This is a genomic window from Bacteroides caecimuris, from assembly GCF_001688725.2.
GTDB lineage: Bacteria > Bacteroidota > Bacteroidia > Bacteroidales > Bacteroidaceae > Bacteroides > Bacteroides caecimuris.
Genome location: NZ_CP015401.2, coordinates 3,502,569 through 3,521,423 on the forward strand (window position 1 = coordinate 3,502,569; position 18,855 = coordinate 3,521,423).

Genomic DNA, 18,855 nt, shown 5'->3' on the forward strand with positions numbered 1-18,855 from the left:
GTAGTTTTTTAATTGAGGGTAGTCTGAAAATGACCTTTTTTCGTTTTTACCCGAAAAAAAATAAAAGTAGAGTAATCAGATATTTACTTAGATTCGTTTGTAAAGATGCTAATGCATTCTTTATATGATACTTAACCGTATTAACAGAGATGCCTAACTCTTGAGAAATTTCTTCGTATGATTTTCCTTCAAAACGGCTTTTATCGAACACGCGACGACATTCATTCGGCAATTTATCAATGGCTTTATATATTTCCTCTTCCAGTTCACGCTCCAGCAATGCACCTAACGGATGCGAATCGGAGATCGTCATTTTATCGTCTGTTATCTCATCAGGCATTAGAGATGAAAACGCGATCTCACGCTTTTCCCATTCAGAATTCAGATAGTTGATACAACGATTACGGACGGCTCTCACCAAATAGCTACGGATAGAAACGGAAATCTCTAACGTTTCACGAATCTCCCATAAATGAAAAATAGTATCCCCGACAATGGTTTCCGCGAGGAATTGATCTTTTACATAGCCACTCGCGACATGACACAGCAGAGCATAATGATGGTCATAGATGTATTGATAGGCGTCTTCGTTACCTATCTTCAACTGCTCTACTATTAAAGTTTCAGTGTGCTCCATGAATGTATTAGTCGAATTAATGGCACAAATTTAGAGAAATTGCAGCAGACTACCTAATATCCATATTAATATCTTCAAGGACATCACAACCAAAAAGAATTATTAAAAACTTCTCTCACTCACTTACGAAATATAGAATAAAAAGTTATTTTTGCACCGTTTTTAAAATTTTATCTTAAACTAGTATCATGTACAAGATTTTTCACGGCTTCCATCTAGTGGAAGCTTATCAGGACTTAAAGAAAGCCAAACGGTTGGCAAAAAATCAGACAGTGGCCAGATGTATAAAGCTAACCGTAGCTATTACCCTCTCCCTTATTTTATGGTTCCTCCCTATTGACACATTTGGTATAGAAGGGTTGACTATTATAGAACAAAGACTTATTTCTATCTTTATTTTTGCCACACTGATGTGGGTATTCGAAGCTGTCCCTGCATGGACCACTTCCGTATTGATTGTCGTTTTATTGCTGCTCACCGTTTCCGACAGCAGCTTATGGTTCCTTACTCAAGGAATCTCAACAGAAGAATTGGGACAGACAGTCAAATATAAGTCCATTATGCATTGCTTTGCCGATCCAATCATTATGTTATTTATTGGTGGGTTCATACTTGCCATCGCAGCAACCAAAAGCGGATTGGACGTATTGTTGGCACGCGTCATGTTAAGACCTTTCGGAACCCAATCACACTATGTATTATTAGGATTCATTCTTGTTACAGCTGCATTTTCAATGTTCCTTAGCAACACGGCTACAGCTGCCATGATGCTCACTTTCCTAACTCCTGTATTAAAAGCTCTGCCGGCAGACGGTAAAGGAAAAATAGGTCTGGCTATGGCTATTCCTGTAGCTGCTAATGTGGGTGGTATGGGAACTCCTATCGGCACACCGCCCAACGCAATTGCCTTAAAATACCTGAATGATCCGGAGGGACTGAACCTGAATATCGGTTTCGGAGAATGGATGAGTTTTATGTTACCCTATACTATTGTTGTATTGTTTATCGCTTGGTTCATACTTTTACGTTTGTTTCCCTTTAAACAAAAGAATATTGAACTACAAATTGAAGGTGAAGCCAAAAAAGACTGGCGTTCCATTGTGGTTTATATCACTTTCGCCATCACAGTCATACTTTGGATGTTTGACAAAGTGACGGGAGTAAACTCTAATGTAGTAGCTATGATTCCGGTAGCCGTTTTCTGTATAACGGGAGTCATCACCAAACGCGATCTGGAAGAAATCAGTTGGAGCGTACTTTGGATGGTAGCCGGCGGCTTCGCCCTGGGCGTTGCTTTACAGGAAACCGGACTGGCGAAACACATGATTGAAGCTATCCCATTCAACACATGGCCTCCTGTATTAATGATTGTCGGCTCCGGACTTATTTGTTATGCTATGGCTAATTTCATCTCACATACAGCTACTGCCGCATTGCTCGTCCCCATCCTAGCCATTGCAGGAAGCAGTATGCGTGAGAACCTATCTTCCTTAGGTGGAGTAGAGACTTTATTGATCGGAGTGGCAATCGGTTCATCATTAGCAATGATATTGCCTATCAGTACTCCTCCCAACGCATTGGCACATGCCACTGGCATGATTCAGCAAAAGGACATGGAAAAAGTCGGAATAATCATGGGAATCATCGGACTGATATTGGGATATACCATGTTGATCATACTTGGTTCCAACAATTTATTATAAAAATTACTCTTTCCATACAAAAAATCCCTGTAAGAAGCAATCATTCTTACAGGGATTTTTACTAATCAGTCTTACTTGGAAGATTAACTACCGAAGAAGATCCTGTCTTTTCCAACTCTCCATACTTGCTCGGACTTACACCATAATATTTTTTAAATACCTCACGGAAATATTTCGCATCCGAGAACCCGACCCTATCAGTAATTTCCGCTATTGTATATTCGCCCTGCTTTAGCAATTGTGCAGCATGTTGCAAACGTATCATCCGGATATAATCAGCCGGAGCATAACCTGTCAAGACCTTTAATTTATTAAAGAAACTCGTACGGCTCATGTGATGGCGACTGCTAAGCATTTCTACATTAAAATCCGGATCACTCATGTTCTTCTCTATACATTCCTTGACCGAAGCTATAAATTTCCAGTCCAGAGTATTAGTACAATTAACCGCAAATTTCTGTTCTTCCTCTTCGATACTATTATAAACCTGACGGAGCAAAGCACGATTCGCCAGCAAATTCTTAATCGTTGCCTTGAGTATTCCTACACTGAAAGGCTTGGTGATATAAGCATCCGCTCCGATTTCCAGCCCTTCGAGCATATTCTTCTCATCTCCCAGTGCTGTCAACAAAACGACCGGAATATGAGACATTTCAAGATCCGCTTTTATCGCTGAACAAAGTTCATCGCCGCTCATTTCAGGCATCATTATATCGGATATAACAAGATCCGGATTAAATTCCTTCATTATGATAAGTGCATCCTTCCCATTCGGACAAGCCTGAATATTATAATTCGTCTTAAGCATATCCACCAGATAATTGCGCAAATCATCATTATCCTCCACTATCAGGATACGTTGCAAGGAACTGTTTATCTGGGATACCTCTATAGCCGGCAATTCGGAAATACCACCCGGTATAATAGCCTCCGGACGTTCATCCGGCAGCTTGGGAGAAATAAATTTAGCTTTATGAAAATGGCTATTTCCTTTCGGGAAAGTAACGCGTACACAAGTGCCTTGTTGTTCATCGCTCTGAATCTGAATCTTGCCTTTATGTAATTTAACTAGTTTGTATACCAACATCAGCCCTATTCCGCTACCTGTTACTTTTAGATTGACAACATTACTTCCTCTAAAACAGTTTCTGAACAATTTCTTCTGTTCGCACGAAGGAATACCAATCCCCGTATCTTTCACCTCAATGCTCCAGGTGTTTCCTTCCTCGCAGGCGGAAATGCACACACTACCTTCTTCAGGTGTATACTTCAATGCATTTGACAAGATATTTTTCAGGATAGATCCCATCTTGTCACTATCAAACCATACATTCAGATAGTCAAAATTGCTTTCATAAACAAACCTGACATGTTTCATTTCGGCATATTTGTGAAAAGCGGCACAAACATCATTCATAAAAGTATTCAGTTCATACTCGGAAACGTAAAGAGTGGATGAATAAACATCTATGCGTTCGAAATTTATCAAGTTAGTTGTCAGCTGAAGCAATGTATTCACATTCTTAAGAGCCATATTCATATGAGGTAACGCCTGTTCGGTCACCATACGATTTTCTATGACTTCCTCCAGCGGAGCTTTTATCAACGTAAGCGGTGTACGTATGTCATGAGCTGTATTAATGAAGAACCGTGTCTTCTCATCCGACACCTTCTTCTGTTTGTGCAACATGATAACACGGAATATAACAACCATAACCAGTACCAACAGGATGGCATATCCTACCATTGCCCATACACTGGCCCATACAGGAGGTGTTATAACAATCTGAATGTTCCTTGTCTCATAAGTCTTATACTTCTCTTCATTGGATACGGCACGAATTTGTAACGTATAACTGCCAGGAGGCAGATTTCTAACAAGAATCCGGTTATCCTGACTTGGACGAGTCCATTCTTTATGATAACCGTCAATTTTCCATGAATAAAGAATGTTAGAAGGATAATCATAATTAATGGATGCCACATCAAAGGAAAATGTATTTTGTCCGTAAGCCAGTTCCAGCCGGTCAGTTTCGTCAATATCCTTCTTCAAAGGAGATCCGTCATCACCCGGATAAACAGGATGATAAGCAATCATAAAATCACGCAATAACAGGCGTGAGTAATGCGGTTCCGGTATCTGTATATTTGTCGGAAACTTAACCGCACCTTCATTACCGCCAAAAACAAGTGTGTTTTTATTCCAGGCAGTGGCAGACCCTGTATTAAAATTGACACTCATCAATCCTTGCTCCCGTGTCCAATTACGGAAAGAATGTTCCAGAGGAGAATAGATTGTGATACTGGTTTCCGTACCTATCAGAAGACTCTCGTCCTGACGTGGAAGAATTGTATAAACATTATCGGAAATCAACGCACAGTTATCAGTACGATATTGATGGACAAACTTCTTATTATTAATGTCATACACAAGAAGTCCGGCTCCACGAGTACCGATATACAGGATACCGTCTTCTCTCTGGTATAATGCACATATATGGGGAGATTCAACAGGCAGATCAATATACTGGTAAACTCCGGATTCCTTGTCAAGCAGGTAGAGTCCCATTCGCGTACCAATCCACATCAGCCGGTCATCCTTCTCCTGAATAATAGTAATAGAACTTACTCCCGGATAAAAACGTACGTTTTTAGTCTCAAGATTGATACGCTTCAGATGATAATATCCACCGGACCAAATATCACCTCCCGAATCTTTTTTAATGTCATAAATATATTGGTCGGGACGTACTCCTGCAATGGCAGCAGGAGAAAGATAAGTTACCTTAAACCCTTTCTTCTTCTCTATCTTGTAAATACCCGATGTATAACCACCAGCCCATATTACACCAGAAGAAACTTCACATAGCGCTAAAAAAATGTGATTCTCATCATTCGGTACCGGATCAAAGGAACTAAAGAAGGAACGCCATTCTTTTGTATCAGTCTGATAGAAACTGATACCGTTACTGGTTGCAAACCAGAGATCACCGTCACTATCCTCTATCACATCATGAATCTGATCATTCACCAACGACTGGGCATTACCAAGTGAATGTTTTATCAGGTCATAACTTCCATAACGGTTGTTACGAATTGTAACACCGGTGGGATAATTGGCGAGCCAGATGCGTTCTTCTTCATCCACATAGACATCATTAATGTTATTTCCATTCATCCCGTTATAACTGTTATAATCAGCTGTTATATAGGGTTCACTCATGTATGTATTCACATCCAGCTTATATACACCTTTTCCCCCTGTAGCCACTAGAAGTTCATGAGCGTTTAAAGCAGTAATCTGGTTAACCTCTACATGATTGGGAAATTGACAAGAGATGATTTTTCCTGTTCTCCCCATGTCGTATATAAGTATTCCCTCTTTATAGTTTCCCACAAATAACTGTTTTGAAACAGCATGGTAATAAAGTTCATGTACCGGAGCAATGCTTTCCACCACTTCATCAGGAACCACCTTTAACTTACCGTCTTCTATTCCGGCACGAAATAAACCACTTCCCGTACCTATAAAAAAATGATTACCTTCTGTCTGTTCAATGGTGGTTATTTCGCCATCAACCGGTACTGACATATTCAACACCGTTCCGGTATGGGTATCATACCAGGTAATACTATCTTTACAGCACAACCATATACGGTCATTTTTGTCCAAATAACCAAAATTCAGAAATGCTTGCGACTTATTTCTGATCAGCTCCGGATGCACATAAGCCAGTTCAAACTTATCGTGCTGCGAATCATACCTAAAAATACGACCTTTCTGACCAATTACCCATAATACATTTCTGTTGTCCATATAAAGCCAACTCAAGGCAATCCGTGAATCCAACGTCATGTTATCATCTGAAAAGTTGTAATGCTTGATCTGTTTGCCATCATAACGGTCTATCCCTTCTTGATTCAGAAACCACATATACCCACGTCGGTCTTTTTGGATATGGTATATTTTCTGATTATTCAACCCGTCTTCCAGTCCTATGTACTTATAAATCTGCCCTTTGCTTACAGTACAGTTAATGAGAAGAAGTACAAACAAAAAGATTCTTCTCATTTTTACAAAATTATTCATGTCTTTCACTAATATTCAAAAAAATACTCTGCAAAAATATGAAAAAATAATCAAAAAGCAAGTCAAAAATGTATTTACATTTTAACCATCAGCTAATATTAATACCCACACTTCCAGTTTTAAATTTGTTGAATACTGTAAAGAAGAGCTAGAATTTCAGTTACCTCTTAATATGTAAAATTTCATAAATGCATAAATAAAAAGCTATTCTATGAAACTTTCAGTAAGCTCAATTAGAAGTGAACAGGACTATACAATAAAGGTAGTTTCAGTCTGTGTAAAACACCGTTTCCGTATGCTCTGACAGGGAATAATTCTCACTGCAATGAGTATTTTTTCTCATTGCAGTGAGAATGTTTGAGAATTTACTTCATCTTATACACTAGTGTACCACCTTTTATAATATCTTCATGCGAGATTGTTTTCTTCGTATATGGTTTGCCATTCAATGTAATACTATCTACATATTTATGTTCTTTCGACAAATTCTCCGCAATAATCGTGAAAATCTTGCCATCAGCCAGATGCAAAGTCATCTTCGGCAACTGTGGAGCACCGAATACATATTCCGCACTTACCGGATCTACCGGATAGAATCCCATCGCACTAAGCATATACCAGGCAGACATCTGTCCGCAATCATCATTTCCGCAAAGTCCGTCAGGTTTGTTTTTATATTGAGTATCAAATATTTCACGAACCAATTCTTGTGTACGTTCCGGACGACCAGCCAGTGCATACAAATAAGTCACATGATGGCTTGGCTCATTTCCATGAGCATATTGCCCGATTAATCCAGTAACATCTGCCAAACTTTCACCTTCTAGCTTAACTGTAAACAATGAATCTAATTTATTCAAGAAAGGTTTTTCTCCCCCAAACAACTGGATTAATCCCGGAACATCATGTTGTACATGCCAAGTATATTGCCATGCATTTCCTTCCGTATAATCTCCACCGACACTTTCAGAATGTGCCAACGCACTTGGGTTAAACGGAGCTTTCCAAGTTCCGTCAGCTTTGCGCGGACGCATGAACTTCGTCTCCGGATCGAAAAGATTCTTATAATAGTCAGCACGTTTCGCAAAGTAAACGGCATCTTCCTCTTTACCCATACGACGTGCCATATCGGCAGCAGCATAATCATCATATACAGATTCTAAAGTGGAAGATACAGATTCTGCTTTTATCAGCTCTGTCGGGAAATAACCATATTTCGTATAAACCTCCCAATCAGACTTCAACGGATGAGATACGGTCTGCGTCTTCTTTATTATATTGAAAGCACGTTCAGCGTCAAAGCCACGGAATCCTTTGCGATAAGCCTCTGCAATGACTGATACGCCGTGATTACCAATCATACAGAAATTCTCTTTTCCCCATAATCCCCAAATAGGCAGGAAACCTTGCACTTCACCCTGTTCGATGAGAGAATTCACAAAACCGTCCACACGTTCGGGAATCACCAATGTATAAAATGGATGAGCGGCACGGTAAGTATCCCACAAAGAGAATGTAGAATAGAAGGTACCTGTTCCGGCTTTTACAATAGAGTCGGCGGCATTACGATACATACCGTCCACATCCGATATCTGATTAGGTTGAATCAACGCATGATAGAAACAAGTGTAGAAATTCGTTTTTTCATCATCGGCGCCCTCTATTTCAATACGGCTCAAATAGTCGTTCCATTCATTGTGGGCGGCAGTTCTTACTCCTTCAAAATCCCAAGCAGGAATTTCTGCCTCCAGGTTCTTTTTAGCCCCATCTATGCTGGTAGTGGAAAGAGCCACTTTCATCATCAGCTCATCTCCCGGCTGCATGTCAAAAGAGGCAATGATGCGTTTTCCTTTTTCTGTTTCACCCATCGGAAGATAAAGTGAATCGACTACCGGACGGTTGAATTTCATCACAAAGAAATAATCCTGATCGACCCATACCGTGTTATTGACATGCCCTATCAGTGTTTGAGCATCTTCCCAGTTCACTTCACAACTGTTGACTTGTGAATGATATTGTTCTTCTCTCCATGCAGGGCCATGTTGCAAGTCTATCAATATAGAAGCAGAATCAGCCTTGTGATAAGTATAGCGGTGAAGGGCAACATGGACAGAGGCAGTCAGTTCCGCTTTTACCTGTGGATCAGAGAGCTCTGCGGTGTAATATCCTGGAGTAGCCGCTTCTTTATCTTTAAGAAAATGACTGCGATAAGCATCCCACGCACGTACGCGTGTACCGGTGACCGGCATCACCAAAACATCACCTAAGTCCATACATCCCGTTCCATTCAGATGTGTTTGAGTAAATCCCCAAATCAGGGAATCTTCATAAACATATTCAGAACAATAGCGCCAACCAACCGCTCCCGTCACCGGACTGGTTTGTATCATACCGAAAGGATAACACGCCCCAGGGAATGTATGACCATTATCTGCAGCACCGATAAAGGTATTCACGTATTGAGTATAATCCTTTGTTTCCGCTTTTTCAGTCGGAGTACAAGAAGAATAGAAAGACAAGCCTGCTGCTAAAGCTGCAGCCACAAAAGGGGTTTTTCTTTTCATGATAAATAGATTGTTAAGTTAATGTCGCATTACACATGCTGATGTTTATTTAATTTTTCACGATAATAGTTGTGCCACAAAATTAGAGAATTCTTCTCATTTAAAAGGATTAGATACAAACAAATATACTTAAATTTTACAGGAAAGAAGCTCCTATTTATATGGATTTGCTGTGATAAAACAAAAATTCATACGACTTATTGAATAAATATCAACTCAATTATTTATCTTTGTTAGCTTAATAACAAGCTGACGCAAAAACAATAAGTATAATGAAAGATTTCTTGAAGTTTACACTTGCCACAGTGACAGGTATCATTTTGTCAAGTATTGTATTATTTATAATCAGCATGGTAACGCTGTTTGGCATCATGTCCGCTTCGGACACGGAAACAATCGTAAAAAAGAATTCTGTAATGATGCTCGATTTAAACGGAACGTTGGTTGAACGTACGCAAGAAGACCCGCTAGGTATTTTATCACAATGGTTTGGTGACGAATCTAACACGTACGGGCTGGATGATATTCTCTCTTCCATCCAAAAAGCTAAAGAAAACGAAAATATCAAAGGAATTTATTTGCAAGCAAGTTCATTAGGTGCCTCTTATGCTTCCTTACAAGAAATCCGCAACGCACTACTCGACTTCAAGGAGAGTGGAAAGTTCATCATTGCTTATGCCGATTCCTATACACAAGGGCTTTATTATCTTTCCAGCGTGGCCGATAAGGTGCTGCTCAATCCTAAAGGAATGATTGAATGGAGAGGTATCGCTTCCACTCCTCTGTTCTACAAAGACCTGCTACAAAAAATAGGAATTGAGATGCAGGTATTCAAGGTGGGAACTTACAAGTCTGCCGTAGAGCCGTTTATTGCAACAGAAATGAGCCCTGCCAATCGCGAACAAGTAACAGCATTTATCACTTCTATCTGGGGACAGGTGACGGAGGGAGTTTCTGCTTCCCGCAATATTCCAATAGACTCTCTGAATGTTTATGCCGATCGCATGTTAATGTTCTATCCGTCAGAAGAGAGTATACAATGTGGACTGGCTGATACTTTGATTTATCGCAATGATGTGCGCAATTATCTTAAAAAACTGGTAGAGATAGATGAGGATGACAACCTCCCGTTAGTAGGATTAAGCGATATGATGAACGTAAAGAAGAATGTGCCCAAAGACAAGAGCGGCAATGTCGTGGCTATTTATTATGCATCCGGTGAAATTACAGACTATCCGGGTTCCGCAACTTCCGAGGACGGGATTGTTGGTTCAAAAGTCATTCGTGACCTGCGTAAATTGAAAGATGATAATGATGTAAAAGCTGTTGTACTCCGTGTCAATTCTCCGGGAGGAAGTGCTTTTGCTTCAGAACAAATTTGGCATGCAGTAAAAGAGTTGAAAGCTAAGAAGCCGGTCATTGTCTCTATGGGTGATTATGCCGCGTCAGGAGGTTACTATATCTCTTGCGTTGCCGACACGATTGTTGCAGAGCCTACCACCCTGACTGGTTCTATCGGAATCTTCGGTATCATTCCTAATGCAAAAGGGTTGACTGATAAAATCGGTTTAAGTTATGATGTAGTTAAGACGAATAAATATGCTGATTTCGGAAATATCATGCGCCCGTTCAACGAAGATGAAAGATCATTGCTTCAAATGATGATTACCGAAGGATACGACACCTTTGTCAGCCGTTGTGCCGAGGGCCGCCAAATGCCCAAGGAAGCAATCGAAAAGATTGCCGAAGGCCGTGTATGGACTGGGGAAACTGCTAAAAAGTTAGGACTGGTAGACGAGTTAGGCGGCATTGACAAGGCATTGGATATTGCCGTGGCAAAAGCCGGTATCGAGGGATACACCGTTGTTTCTTATCCTGCAAAACAAGATTTCTTTTCTTCCCTGCTTGATACGAAACCGACGAATTACGTAGAATCACAATTGCTGAAAAGCAAGTTAGGTGAGTTCTACCAACAATTCGGTTTACTGAAAAATCTGCAAGAACAATCCATGATTCAGGCTCGTATTCCGTTCGAACTGAATGTTAAATAAACTGCCATACATGGACGAACACTTTATCAAAATACATAAGTGGCTCTACCCTGCCTCCTGGCTCTACGGAGCAGCGGTAATGATGAGAAATAAACTCTTTGACTGGGAAGTGCTCCAATCAAAGAGGTTTGATATACCTATCATCAGCGTAGGCAATCTCGCTGTTGGAGGAACAGGAAAAACTCCGCACACTGAATATCTGATAAAGTCTCTTTGTAATCAATATAATGTAGCTGTATTAAGCCGGGGATACAAACGGCATACGACAGGTTATGTGCTGGCTACTCCGGAAAGTACGGCAAGAAGCATCGGCGACGAACCGTACCAGATGCATCAAAAATTCCCGTCTGTCACAGTAGCTGTTGACGAAAAGCGTTGTCATGGCATAGAAAAGCTACTTGCATTGCAAAAGCCTTCGATAGATGTTATTCTGTTGGACGATGCTTTCCAGCACCGATATGTCAAACCGGGATTGAGTATCCTGTTAACGGACTATCACCGGCTGTTCTGTGACGACACCTTGCTCCCCGCAGGACGACTTCGTGAACCAATTAACGGCAAAAACCGGGCACAAATCGTTATTGTCACCAAATGTCCGCAGGACATCAAGCCTATTGATTATAATATTATCACGAAACGACTGAACCTTTATCCATATCAACAGTTGTTTTTCTCATCGTTCCGATATGGCAACCTGCAACCGGTATTTCCTAGGATGATCCCGAACACAGATACCACTTCGGCAAACAATGAAATTGCTTTGTCCTCGCTGACACATACAGATATATTATTGATGACCGGAATTGCCTCACCAGCTCCCATTCTTGAAAGGCTGAAAGATTGCACCCAACAAATAGATTTGCTATCGTTTGACGATCATCACCACTTCAGCCATCGGGATATACAGCTTATCAAAGCACGATTTCATAAGCTGAAAGGAGAACACCGGTTGATTATTACTACCGAAAAAGATGCAACACGACTGATTAATCATCCGGCTCTGGATAAGGAATTGAAACCATTTATCTATGCCTTGCCGATTGAAATAGAAATATTACAGAATCAACAAGATAAATTTAACCAACATATTATTGACTATGTTAGAGAAAATACAAGAAACCGCAGCTTATCTGAAAGGTAAGATGCATACCAGCCCGGAAACAGCCATTATTCTTGGCACCGGACTTGGCAGTTTGGCAAACGAAATCACCGAGAAGTATGAAATAAAATATTCGGATATCCCGAACTTCCCAGTATCTACCGTCGAAGGTCATAGCGGTAAGCTGATTTTCGGCAAACTAGGCAATAAGGATATCATGGCTATGCAAGGACGCTTCCACTATTACGAAGGTTATTCTATGAAAGAAGTGACTTTCCCTGTACGTGTGATGCGCGAATTAGGAATCAAAACCCTGTTTGTATCCAACGCCAGTGGCGGGACAAATGCAGACTTCGAAATCGGTGATTTGATGATTATCACCGACCATATCAACTATTTCCCCGAACATCCGCTTCGTGGAAAAAATATTCCTTATGGCCCTCGTTTCCCGGATATGAGCGAAGCATACAGCAAGGAACTGATCTGTAAAGCTGATGAAATTGCCAAAGAAAAAGGAATCAAAGTACAACACGGAGTGTATATCGGTACACAAGGTCCTACTTTCGAAACTCCTGCTGAATACAAACTATTCCATATCCTTGGCGCCGACGCTGTCGGTATGTCTACCGTTCCGGAAGTAATTGTAGCCAACCATTGTGGTATCAAAGTATTTGGTATTTCCGTCATTACCGACTTGGGAGTAGAAGGAAAAATCGTAGAAGTAACGCACGAAGAAGTTCAGAAAGCAGCCGATGCCGCTCAACCGAAAATGACAACGATCATGCGCGAACTTATCAACCGTGCCTAAACAATTACCCCGATTTATGAGAACTGAAATAGCATCTCTCGGTGAGTTTGGTCTGATTGACCACCTCACCAAGGGAATCAAACTAGAAAACGAATCCAGTAAATATGGAGTAGGCGACGATGCCGCCGTTCTCTCCTACCCTTCAGAAAAGCAAGTATTGGTAACAACCGACCTGCTTATGGAAGGTGTGCATTTTGATCTGACTTATGTTCCCTTGAAACATTTGGGATATAAATCAGCAGTCGTTAATTTCTCCGATATTTATGCCATGAACGGCACTCCCCGGCAGATTACGGTATCTCTTGGACTTTCCAAGCGTTTCAGCGTAGAGGATATGGACGAGCTTTATTCCGGTATTCGCCTGGCTTGCCAACAATATAATGTCGACATTGTAGGAGGTGATACAACTTCCTCTCTTACAGGGCTTGCTATCAGCATCACTTGTATCGGTGATGCCGACAAAGATAAAGTGGTTTACCGCAATGGAGCAAAAGAAACTGACTTAATCTGCGTCAGCGGTGATCTGGGAGCATCCTATATGGGTTTACAACTATTGGAACGTGAGAAAGTCGTACTAAAAGGTGATAAAGACATTCAACCGGATTTTACCGGCAAAGAGTACTTGTTAGAACGCCAGTTAAAACCGGAAGCACGTAAGGATATCATAGAGAAACTAGCTGCCGCCAATATTGTTCCAACCTCTATGATGGACATATCTGACGGTCTGTCATCAGAATTGATGCATATCTGCAAACAAAGCAATGCCGGTTGCCGCGTGTACGAAGAACATATTCCAATCGATTACCAGACGGCTGTTATGGCTGAAGAGTTTAACATGAATCTGACGACTTGTGCCTTGAATGGCGGAGAAGATTATGAGCTACTCTTTACTGTTTCTATCGCCGATCATGAGAAAGTATCACAAATGGAAGGAGTGCGCCTCATCGGACATATCACCAAACCCGAACTTGGCTGTGCATTAATTACCCGTGACGGCCAGGAATTCGAATTAAAAGCACAGGGATGGAATCCATTAAAGGAAGATAAACAATAGATTTCATTATATACTTGAAATATTTTTTATTCCATACCATACAACACTGATAATAAGCAAACTAGCTTTTTATCAGTGTTTTTTTATCTCTAAAAAACTTGCAGAATCCAAAAGTTTCACTACCTTTGCAATCGCAAAAGAGATATTACCGGACCGAACAGCACAAGGTGCCATAGCTCAGTTGGTAGAGCAAAGGACTGAAAATCCTTGTGTCCCCGGTTCGATTCCTGGTGGCACCACTATCGATTCGGTAATTTCTCAGAACCCCATTGAAATTCAGTCATTTCAATGGGGTTTCTTTTATACTCCAATACGCAAATTCCAGCCTTCGAGTATCTGGAAATGGGCTCAGTCTGAAAACTTGGCTCAGTCTGAAAACTTGGGGGATTGCGTTAAAATTCTTACTTTTGCATCATGAAAACATCCTCTTCCCAAACGATTGATCCTGTTGCTTCTTTAAGCTTGTTCTTGCCTTCAGGAATCCTTGATTACTTCACCCTAGTCAATCATGTATCTCAGGATACTTGCTTTATTCTTTATTTAGAGGAGAAAGCCACTATTCCTTCCGAGTACTCTGATCTCCATCTTCACTCAAAAGGTTTCCTCCCTGAGATTGAAGTTCAGGACTTCCCTATCCGTGGTAAAGCCGTTTATTTACGTATCAAGCGTCGTCGCTGGGAAGATCCATCCACCGGGCAGACGTATAGTCGTGACTGGAGTTTGGTAGCCACCGGTACTCGCATAACCGCTGAGTTCGGTGCTTTTTTAAAAGAATTACTTGGATAATCACGCTGTTAGCTGCCAAAGTGTAGCCGAGCATTACTGCATGGATGGCAAACAGCTTCAAAGCCAATATAAAGACCACCTGAGTGACTTCCAGAATTGGGATCAGAGAGCACATGCCCAAGAGTATATCCTTTATCCAAAGAATATGGGTTATCACCTATGTATTGACGAGACGGCTTTAAGCAAGGGAGATCTTTATACCATCTTAATAAATAGAGATAAGCGAGGCAGGAAAGGTTCTATTATAGCTGTAATTCAGGGCACTAAAACCGATGATATCATTGCGGTACTTACAAAGATGCCACAGGAGCTGCGGAATCAAGTCAAAGAAATCACACTGGATATGGCAGGGAGCATGCAAAAGATTGCGAAAACGTGCTTTCCACGTGCCATGCAGGTGATTGATAGGTTTCATGTACAAAAACTTGTATATGAAGCTGTACAAGAGTTGCGCATTACATATAGATGGCAAGTGATAAAAGAGGAGAATAAAGCCATGAAAGCGGCAAAAGAGAAGGGGGAAGTATATAAAGCGGAAGAACTCGAAAACGGAGATACACTCAGGCAATTATTGGCCAGAAGCAGATATTTATTATTTAAATCACCTGATAAATGGACCAAGAGTCAGAAAATCAGGGCAGAATTACTTTTCAAGCAGTTTGAAGATATTAAGCACGTATATTACTACTCATTGGAGTTGGGAAAGATATTTTCCACAAACTATGACAAGGATGTGGCAAGAGCAAAGCTGGCACTATGGTATAATAAGATTGAAGAATATGGATACGATACATTCACAACAGTAGCAAACTCTATTGAGAACCATTACGAAAGGATTTTAAACTTCTTTGTGAACAGGAGCACAAATGCAGCTGCAGAAGCATTTAATGATAAAATCAAAGCATTTAGGGCATCATTTAGAGGAGTCGTGGATATGAGATTCTTCCTTTTTAGGCTAGCAAAGGTATATGCATAAATGGAAGTTACAAATATTAATCCCCCAAGAATTACAACTGAGCCGAAAACTTGGGGGATTGCGTTAAAAGTCTTTTCTTCACGCTCTTCACACCTTCACAGCCTCCACTGTTTGCATTTTCATCGCCCGTAACCTTCGCATCGGTAGTGTCAATCTTGTCCAATTGAACAGCTTGCATCTAAGAAGCCGACTGCAGTTGTCCACCTAGTCGACTATTGTTGTCCAATCAGCCGACTATAGTCAGCCAGGTGGACAACCATAGTCGGCAATTAATGAGTAGAAATAAAATGTATGAGAAGATGGTAGTCTATCAGTAATAAGAAGACTGTTAAATTTACACTGTTAGTTTGCATTATCTAAAAATAAAGAATACCCCGATCATTCTCGTCCCACACACTGACCGTCTCTCCATAAGTGAGCAAATCCAGCAGGTCGGCGTAGGCTTCTTCGGTCAAATGCCAGAAATGAAGCAGTTCCTGTTCATCCTGTTGCAAACAGTTTCGCGTCATCTGTTCCTTACGGAAGAGACAGATCTTATTTTAATTCAAACACAACAATTCCCTTAATATCTCTTGATGAACTTCCGATAACCGCTTCAAACTTGCCCAGTTCGGCTATCCACTCGTGTTTTGCATCATCGAAGAAACTTAATGCTTTCTTATCAATTGTCAGCGTTACCGCTTTCTCTTCTCCCGGAGCCAGTTTCACCTTCCGGAAACCTTTCAACTCTTTTACCGGACGAGGGAGCGAGGATTTCTTATCACTGATATAAAGCTGAACAACTTCCTGACCTTCACGAGTGCCTGTATTCTTCACATTGACTGTGAAAGAAATGGTATCATCGGCTGTCATTGTTTTTTTGTCGGCCGAGGGTTTTCCATAGGCGAAAGTAGTGTAGCTCAATCCGTGTCCGAACGGGAACAGCGGTTTGATTTTCTCTTTATCCGCCCAGCGATAACCTACGAAAATATCCTCCCGATAGATTTCATTAATGGTGTCCCCTCTATGTTTGGACTGTGCCAGTTCTTCTCTATTACCGGGATATTCGCCCAGTTTATGAGCACCTACATCTTCCAGTTTTACTGGGAAGGTGAAAGGAAGTTTTCCTGAAGGATTAGCGTCTCCCACCAATACGGAAGCAAGAGCAGTTCCGGCTTCCGAACCCAAGAACCACCCCTGAACAATAGCAGGCACTTCATTCACCCAAGGCATAGCCACTGCATTGCCGGAGATATTGACAACAATTAAGTTTTTATTCACCTTTGCCAGTTCGCTTATCACTCTATCCTGCGCGTAAGGCAAACCTAAAGAAGCACGATCCGAATTTTCACAGTCCTGATGATCGCTCTTGTTCAAGCCACCGAAGAAGATAACATAGTCAGCATCTTTAGCCACTTGCAAAGCCTCTGCAAGCAGTTCGTTTTCCGAACGGTTGTCTTTCAAATCCTGACCGGTTTTCACGCCATCATACTCTCCTGTCGGATCGCCTACATATCCACGGGCATACGCCACTTTCGCTTTTGAACCCACACGGCTTTTCAGTCCATCCAACGGAGAAATCTCATATTTCACTTTCAAAGAAGAGCTACCACCGCCCACAGTCATCATCTTAATAGCATTTTCACCGATCACTGCTATTTTCTTCGTTTTATTCAAATCGATAGGCAATACGTTTCCGTTGTTCTGCAACAATACAATTCCTTCTTCAGCTATCTGACGTCCGGCTTGTCCGTGCTCGGGAGAGCCTAAAGAGCCGAACGGTTTGTGCGGATCCATTGAAGTACGGAATATCAGACGAAGGATATTGCTAACCTTTTCGTCCAGTTCCTTAGTTCCTACTTTACCCTCTTTTATCAGTTTCAGGTAAGGGAAAGCAAGGTAATAATTATCATACGCATTTCTCGTTCCGGCAGACAGTCCGTTTGTCCATGAACCAAATTCCAAGTCCATGCCGTTGTAAATAGCCTTTTCGGTGTTGTGAACACCTCCCCAGTCGGACACTACAACACCATCAAAACCCCATTCATCACGGAGAATGTCTTTGAGCAGGCGTTTGTTGTGACAGGCGTGCTCTCCCTGATAGAGATTATAAGAGCCCATAATCGACCAAGTTCCGCCTTCCTGAACGGCAGCCTTGAAAGCAGGCAGGTATATTTCATAAAGGGCACGATCGCTCAGATGCACATTAGTGGTATGGCGGTTGAATTCCTGATTGTTCAGCGCGTAGTGCTTCACGCAGGCGGCTACGCCGTTCTCCTGCACTCCTTTGATATAAGGAACTACCATTGTGGCGGACAGATATGGGTCTTCGCCCATATATTCAAAATTACGTCCGTTCAAAGGGGTACGGTAGATGTTCACACCGGGGCCTAACAAGATGTCTTTTTTCCGGTAACGGGCTTCCTCACCGATACTTTTTCCGTAAAGATAAGACATTTCGGGATTCCAGGTGGCGGAAAGGCAAGTCAATGCAGGGTAAGCGATGCAGGAATCGTTTGTCCATCCCGCCTGATTCCATTCATCCCACAACACTTCCGGACGAATACCGTGAGGACCGTCGGTAGCCCATACTTCGGGGATTCCGAGGCGGGGAACGCCTGCCGAACTAAATTTAGACTGTGCATGAATCATCTTCACCTTTTCTTCAAGGGTCATCCGGTTCAATGCATCTTTCACTCGCTCTTCGATTGGTCTATTCGTATCCAAATAAACGGCAATATCGGATGTTTTTTGTTCTCGATCACTAAATGAGTTTTGTTGTCCCATTACGATTGGCATACTCATACAAAGTATCCCTAAAATTGTCATTTTTCTTTTCATATATATTATAAATTAACATGTAAATTTCATACCAACATGTATTACACCCACAAATAAACACATTTATTAATAGATAGAAAGCGAATATTTTGTCTAAAAAAGACAATATTTTGCTTTTAACCATTTCACCATTCATCCAACAGTTTTATCTGCTACATCCCCTAAACAAATTGGGTGGTACGCACACACCAAGGAATGTACCCCTGTTAGTCACATAAATCAAAACAAGTCAAAGTCCTCAACAGAAAAAGCATCCTTTTTCTTTGA

13 protein-coding genes and 1 tRNA gene are annotated in these 18,855 nt (G+C 41.3%); 8 read left to right on the top strand and 6 right to left on the bottom strand.

Features of this window, described 5'->3' with window-relative positions; translation table 11 throughout:
- Positions 1-46 precede the first annotated feature (46 nt).
- A complete protein-coding gene (locus A4V03_RS15160; protein WP_065539510.1) occupies positions 47-637 on the bottom strand; it encodes an RNA polymerase sigma-70 factor in 591 nt (196 codons plus the stop codon).
- Between the two features lie 188 nt (positions 638-825).
- On the opposite strand from A4V03_RS15160, the gene A4V03_RS15165 reads away from it, so the two are divergent.
- Positions 826-2,340: an SLC13 family permease gene (locus A4V03_RS15165; protein ID WP_065539511.1), complete on the top strand. Its 1,515-nt coding sequence runs from the start codon at positions 826-828 to the stop codon at positions 2,338-2,340.
- 61 nt (positions 2,341-2,401) lie between these two features.
- Here the strand turns inward: A4V03_RS15165 and A4V03_RS15170 are convergent, their stop codons facing one another.
- Positions 2,402-6,430, bottom strand: a complete 4,029-nt coding sequence (locus A4V03_RS15170) for a hybrid sensor histidine kinase/response regulator transcription factor (protein WP_065539512.1) — start codon at positions 6,428-6,430, stop codon at positions 2,402-2,404.
- 365 nt (positions 6,431-6,795) lie between these two features.
- On the bottom strand, positions 6,796-8,994 hold the full coding sequence (locus A4V03_RS15180) for a GH92 family glycosyl hydrolase (RefSeq protein WP_065539513.1): 2,199 nt from the start codon (positions 8,992-8,994) through the stop codon (positions 6,796-6,798).
- 272 nt (positions 8,995-9,266) lie between these two features.
- Here A4V03_RS15180 and sppA point away from each other — a divergent pair, with 272 nt between their 5' ends.
- The 7 genes from sppA (at position 9,267) to A4V03_RS15215 (ending at position 15,768) form a co-directional block, all read left to right on the top strand.
- The gene (gene sppA / locus A4V03_RS15185) at positions 9,267-11,045 is read left to right on the top strand and encodes a signal peptide peptidase SppA (RefSeq protein WP_065539514.1); all 1,779 of its coding nucleotides are present in this window, start codon (positions 9,267-9,269) and stop codon (positions 11,043-11,045) included.
- Between the two features lie 10 nt (positions 11,046-11,055).
- Positions 11,056-12,186, top strand: a complete 1,131-nt coding sequence (gene lpxK, locus A4V03_RS15190) for a tetraacyldisaccharide 4'-kinase (protein WP_065539515.1) — start codon at positions 11,056-11,058, stop codon at positions 12,184-12,186.
- Entirely contained in the window at positions 12,143-12,952 is an 810-nt protein-coding gene (locus A4V03_RS15195; RefSeq protein ID WP_004316831.1) for a purine-nucleoside phosphorylase, read from the top strand. Before lpxK ends, A4V03_RS15195 begins: the two co-directional genes overlap by 44 nt.
- Before the next feature lie 16 nt (positions 12,953-12,968).
- The gene (gene thiL / locus A4V03_RS15200) at positions 12,969-14,006 is read left to right on the top strand and encodes a thiamine-phosphate kinase (protein WP_065539516.1); all 1,038 of its coding nucleotides are present in this window, start codon (positions 12,969-12,971) and stop codon (positions 14,004-14,006) included.
- A 166-nt stretch (positions 14,007-14,172) separates the two neighbouring features.
- A tRNA-Phe gene (locus tag A4V03_RS15205) sits at positions 14,173-14,245 on the top strand.
- Positions 14,246-14,420: 175 nt separating this feature from the next.
- Positions 14,421-14,792 carry an ISAon1 family transposase N-terminal region protein gene (locus tag A4V03_RS15210; RefSeq protein WP_065537581.1) on the top strand — a complete coding sequence of 124 codons (372 nt, stop codon included), beginning with the start codon at positions 14,421-14,423 and terminating at the stop codon, positions 14,790-14,792.
- Positions 14,785-15,768, top strand: a complete 984-nt coding sequence (locus tag A4V03_RS15215; protein ID WP_236588618.1) for an ISAon1 family transposase — start codon at positions 14,785-14,787, stop codon at positions 15,766-15,768. The genes A4V03_RS15210 and A4V03_RS15215 overlap by 8 nt, the downstream gene beginning before the upstream one ends.
- Before the next feature lie 31 nt (positions 15,769-15,799).
- On the opposite strand, the gene A4V03_RS21460 is transcribed toward A4V03_RS15215, so the two are convergent.
- The 3 genes from A4V03_RS21460 to A4V03_RS15220 all read right to left on the bottom strand — a co-directional run bounded on the left by A4V03_RS21460 (position 15,800) and on the right by A4V03_RS15220 (position 18,534).
- The gene (locus A4V03_RS21460; RefSeq protein ID WP_262483094.1) at positions 15,800-15,931 is read right to left on the bottom strand and encodes a hypothetical protein; all 132 of its coding nucleotides are present in this window, start codon (positions 15,929-15,931) and stop codon (positions 15,800-15,802) included.
- A gap of 193 nt (positions 15,932-16,124) precedes the next feature.
- On the bottom strand, positions 16,125-16,277 hold the full coding sequence (locus A4V03_RS20855; RefSeq protein ID WP_157448005.1) for a hypothetical protein: 153 nt from the start codon (positions 16,275-16,277) through the stop codon (positions 16,125-16,127).
- 25 nt (positions 16,278-16,302) lie between these two features.
- Positions 16,303-18,534, bottom strand: a complete 2,232-nt coding sequence (locus A4V03_RS15220) for a glycoside hydrolase family 3 C-terminal domain-containing protein (RefSeq protein ID WP_065539517.1) — start codon at positions 18,532-18,534, stop codon at positions 16,303-16,305.
- Positions 18,535-18,855: the final 321 nt, after the last annotated feature.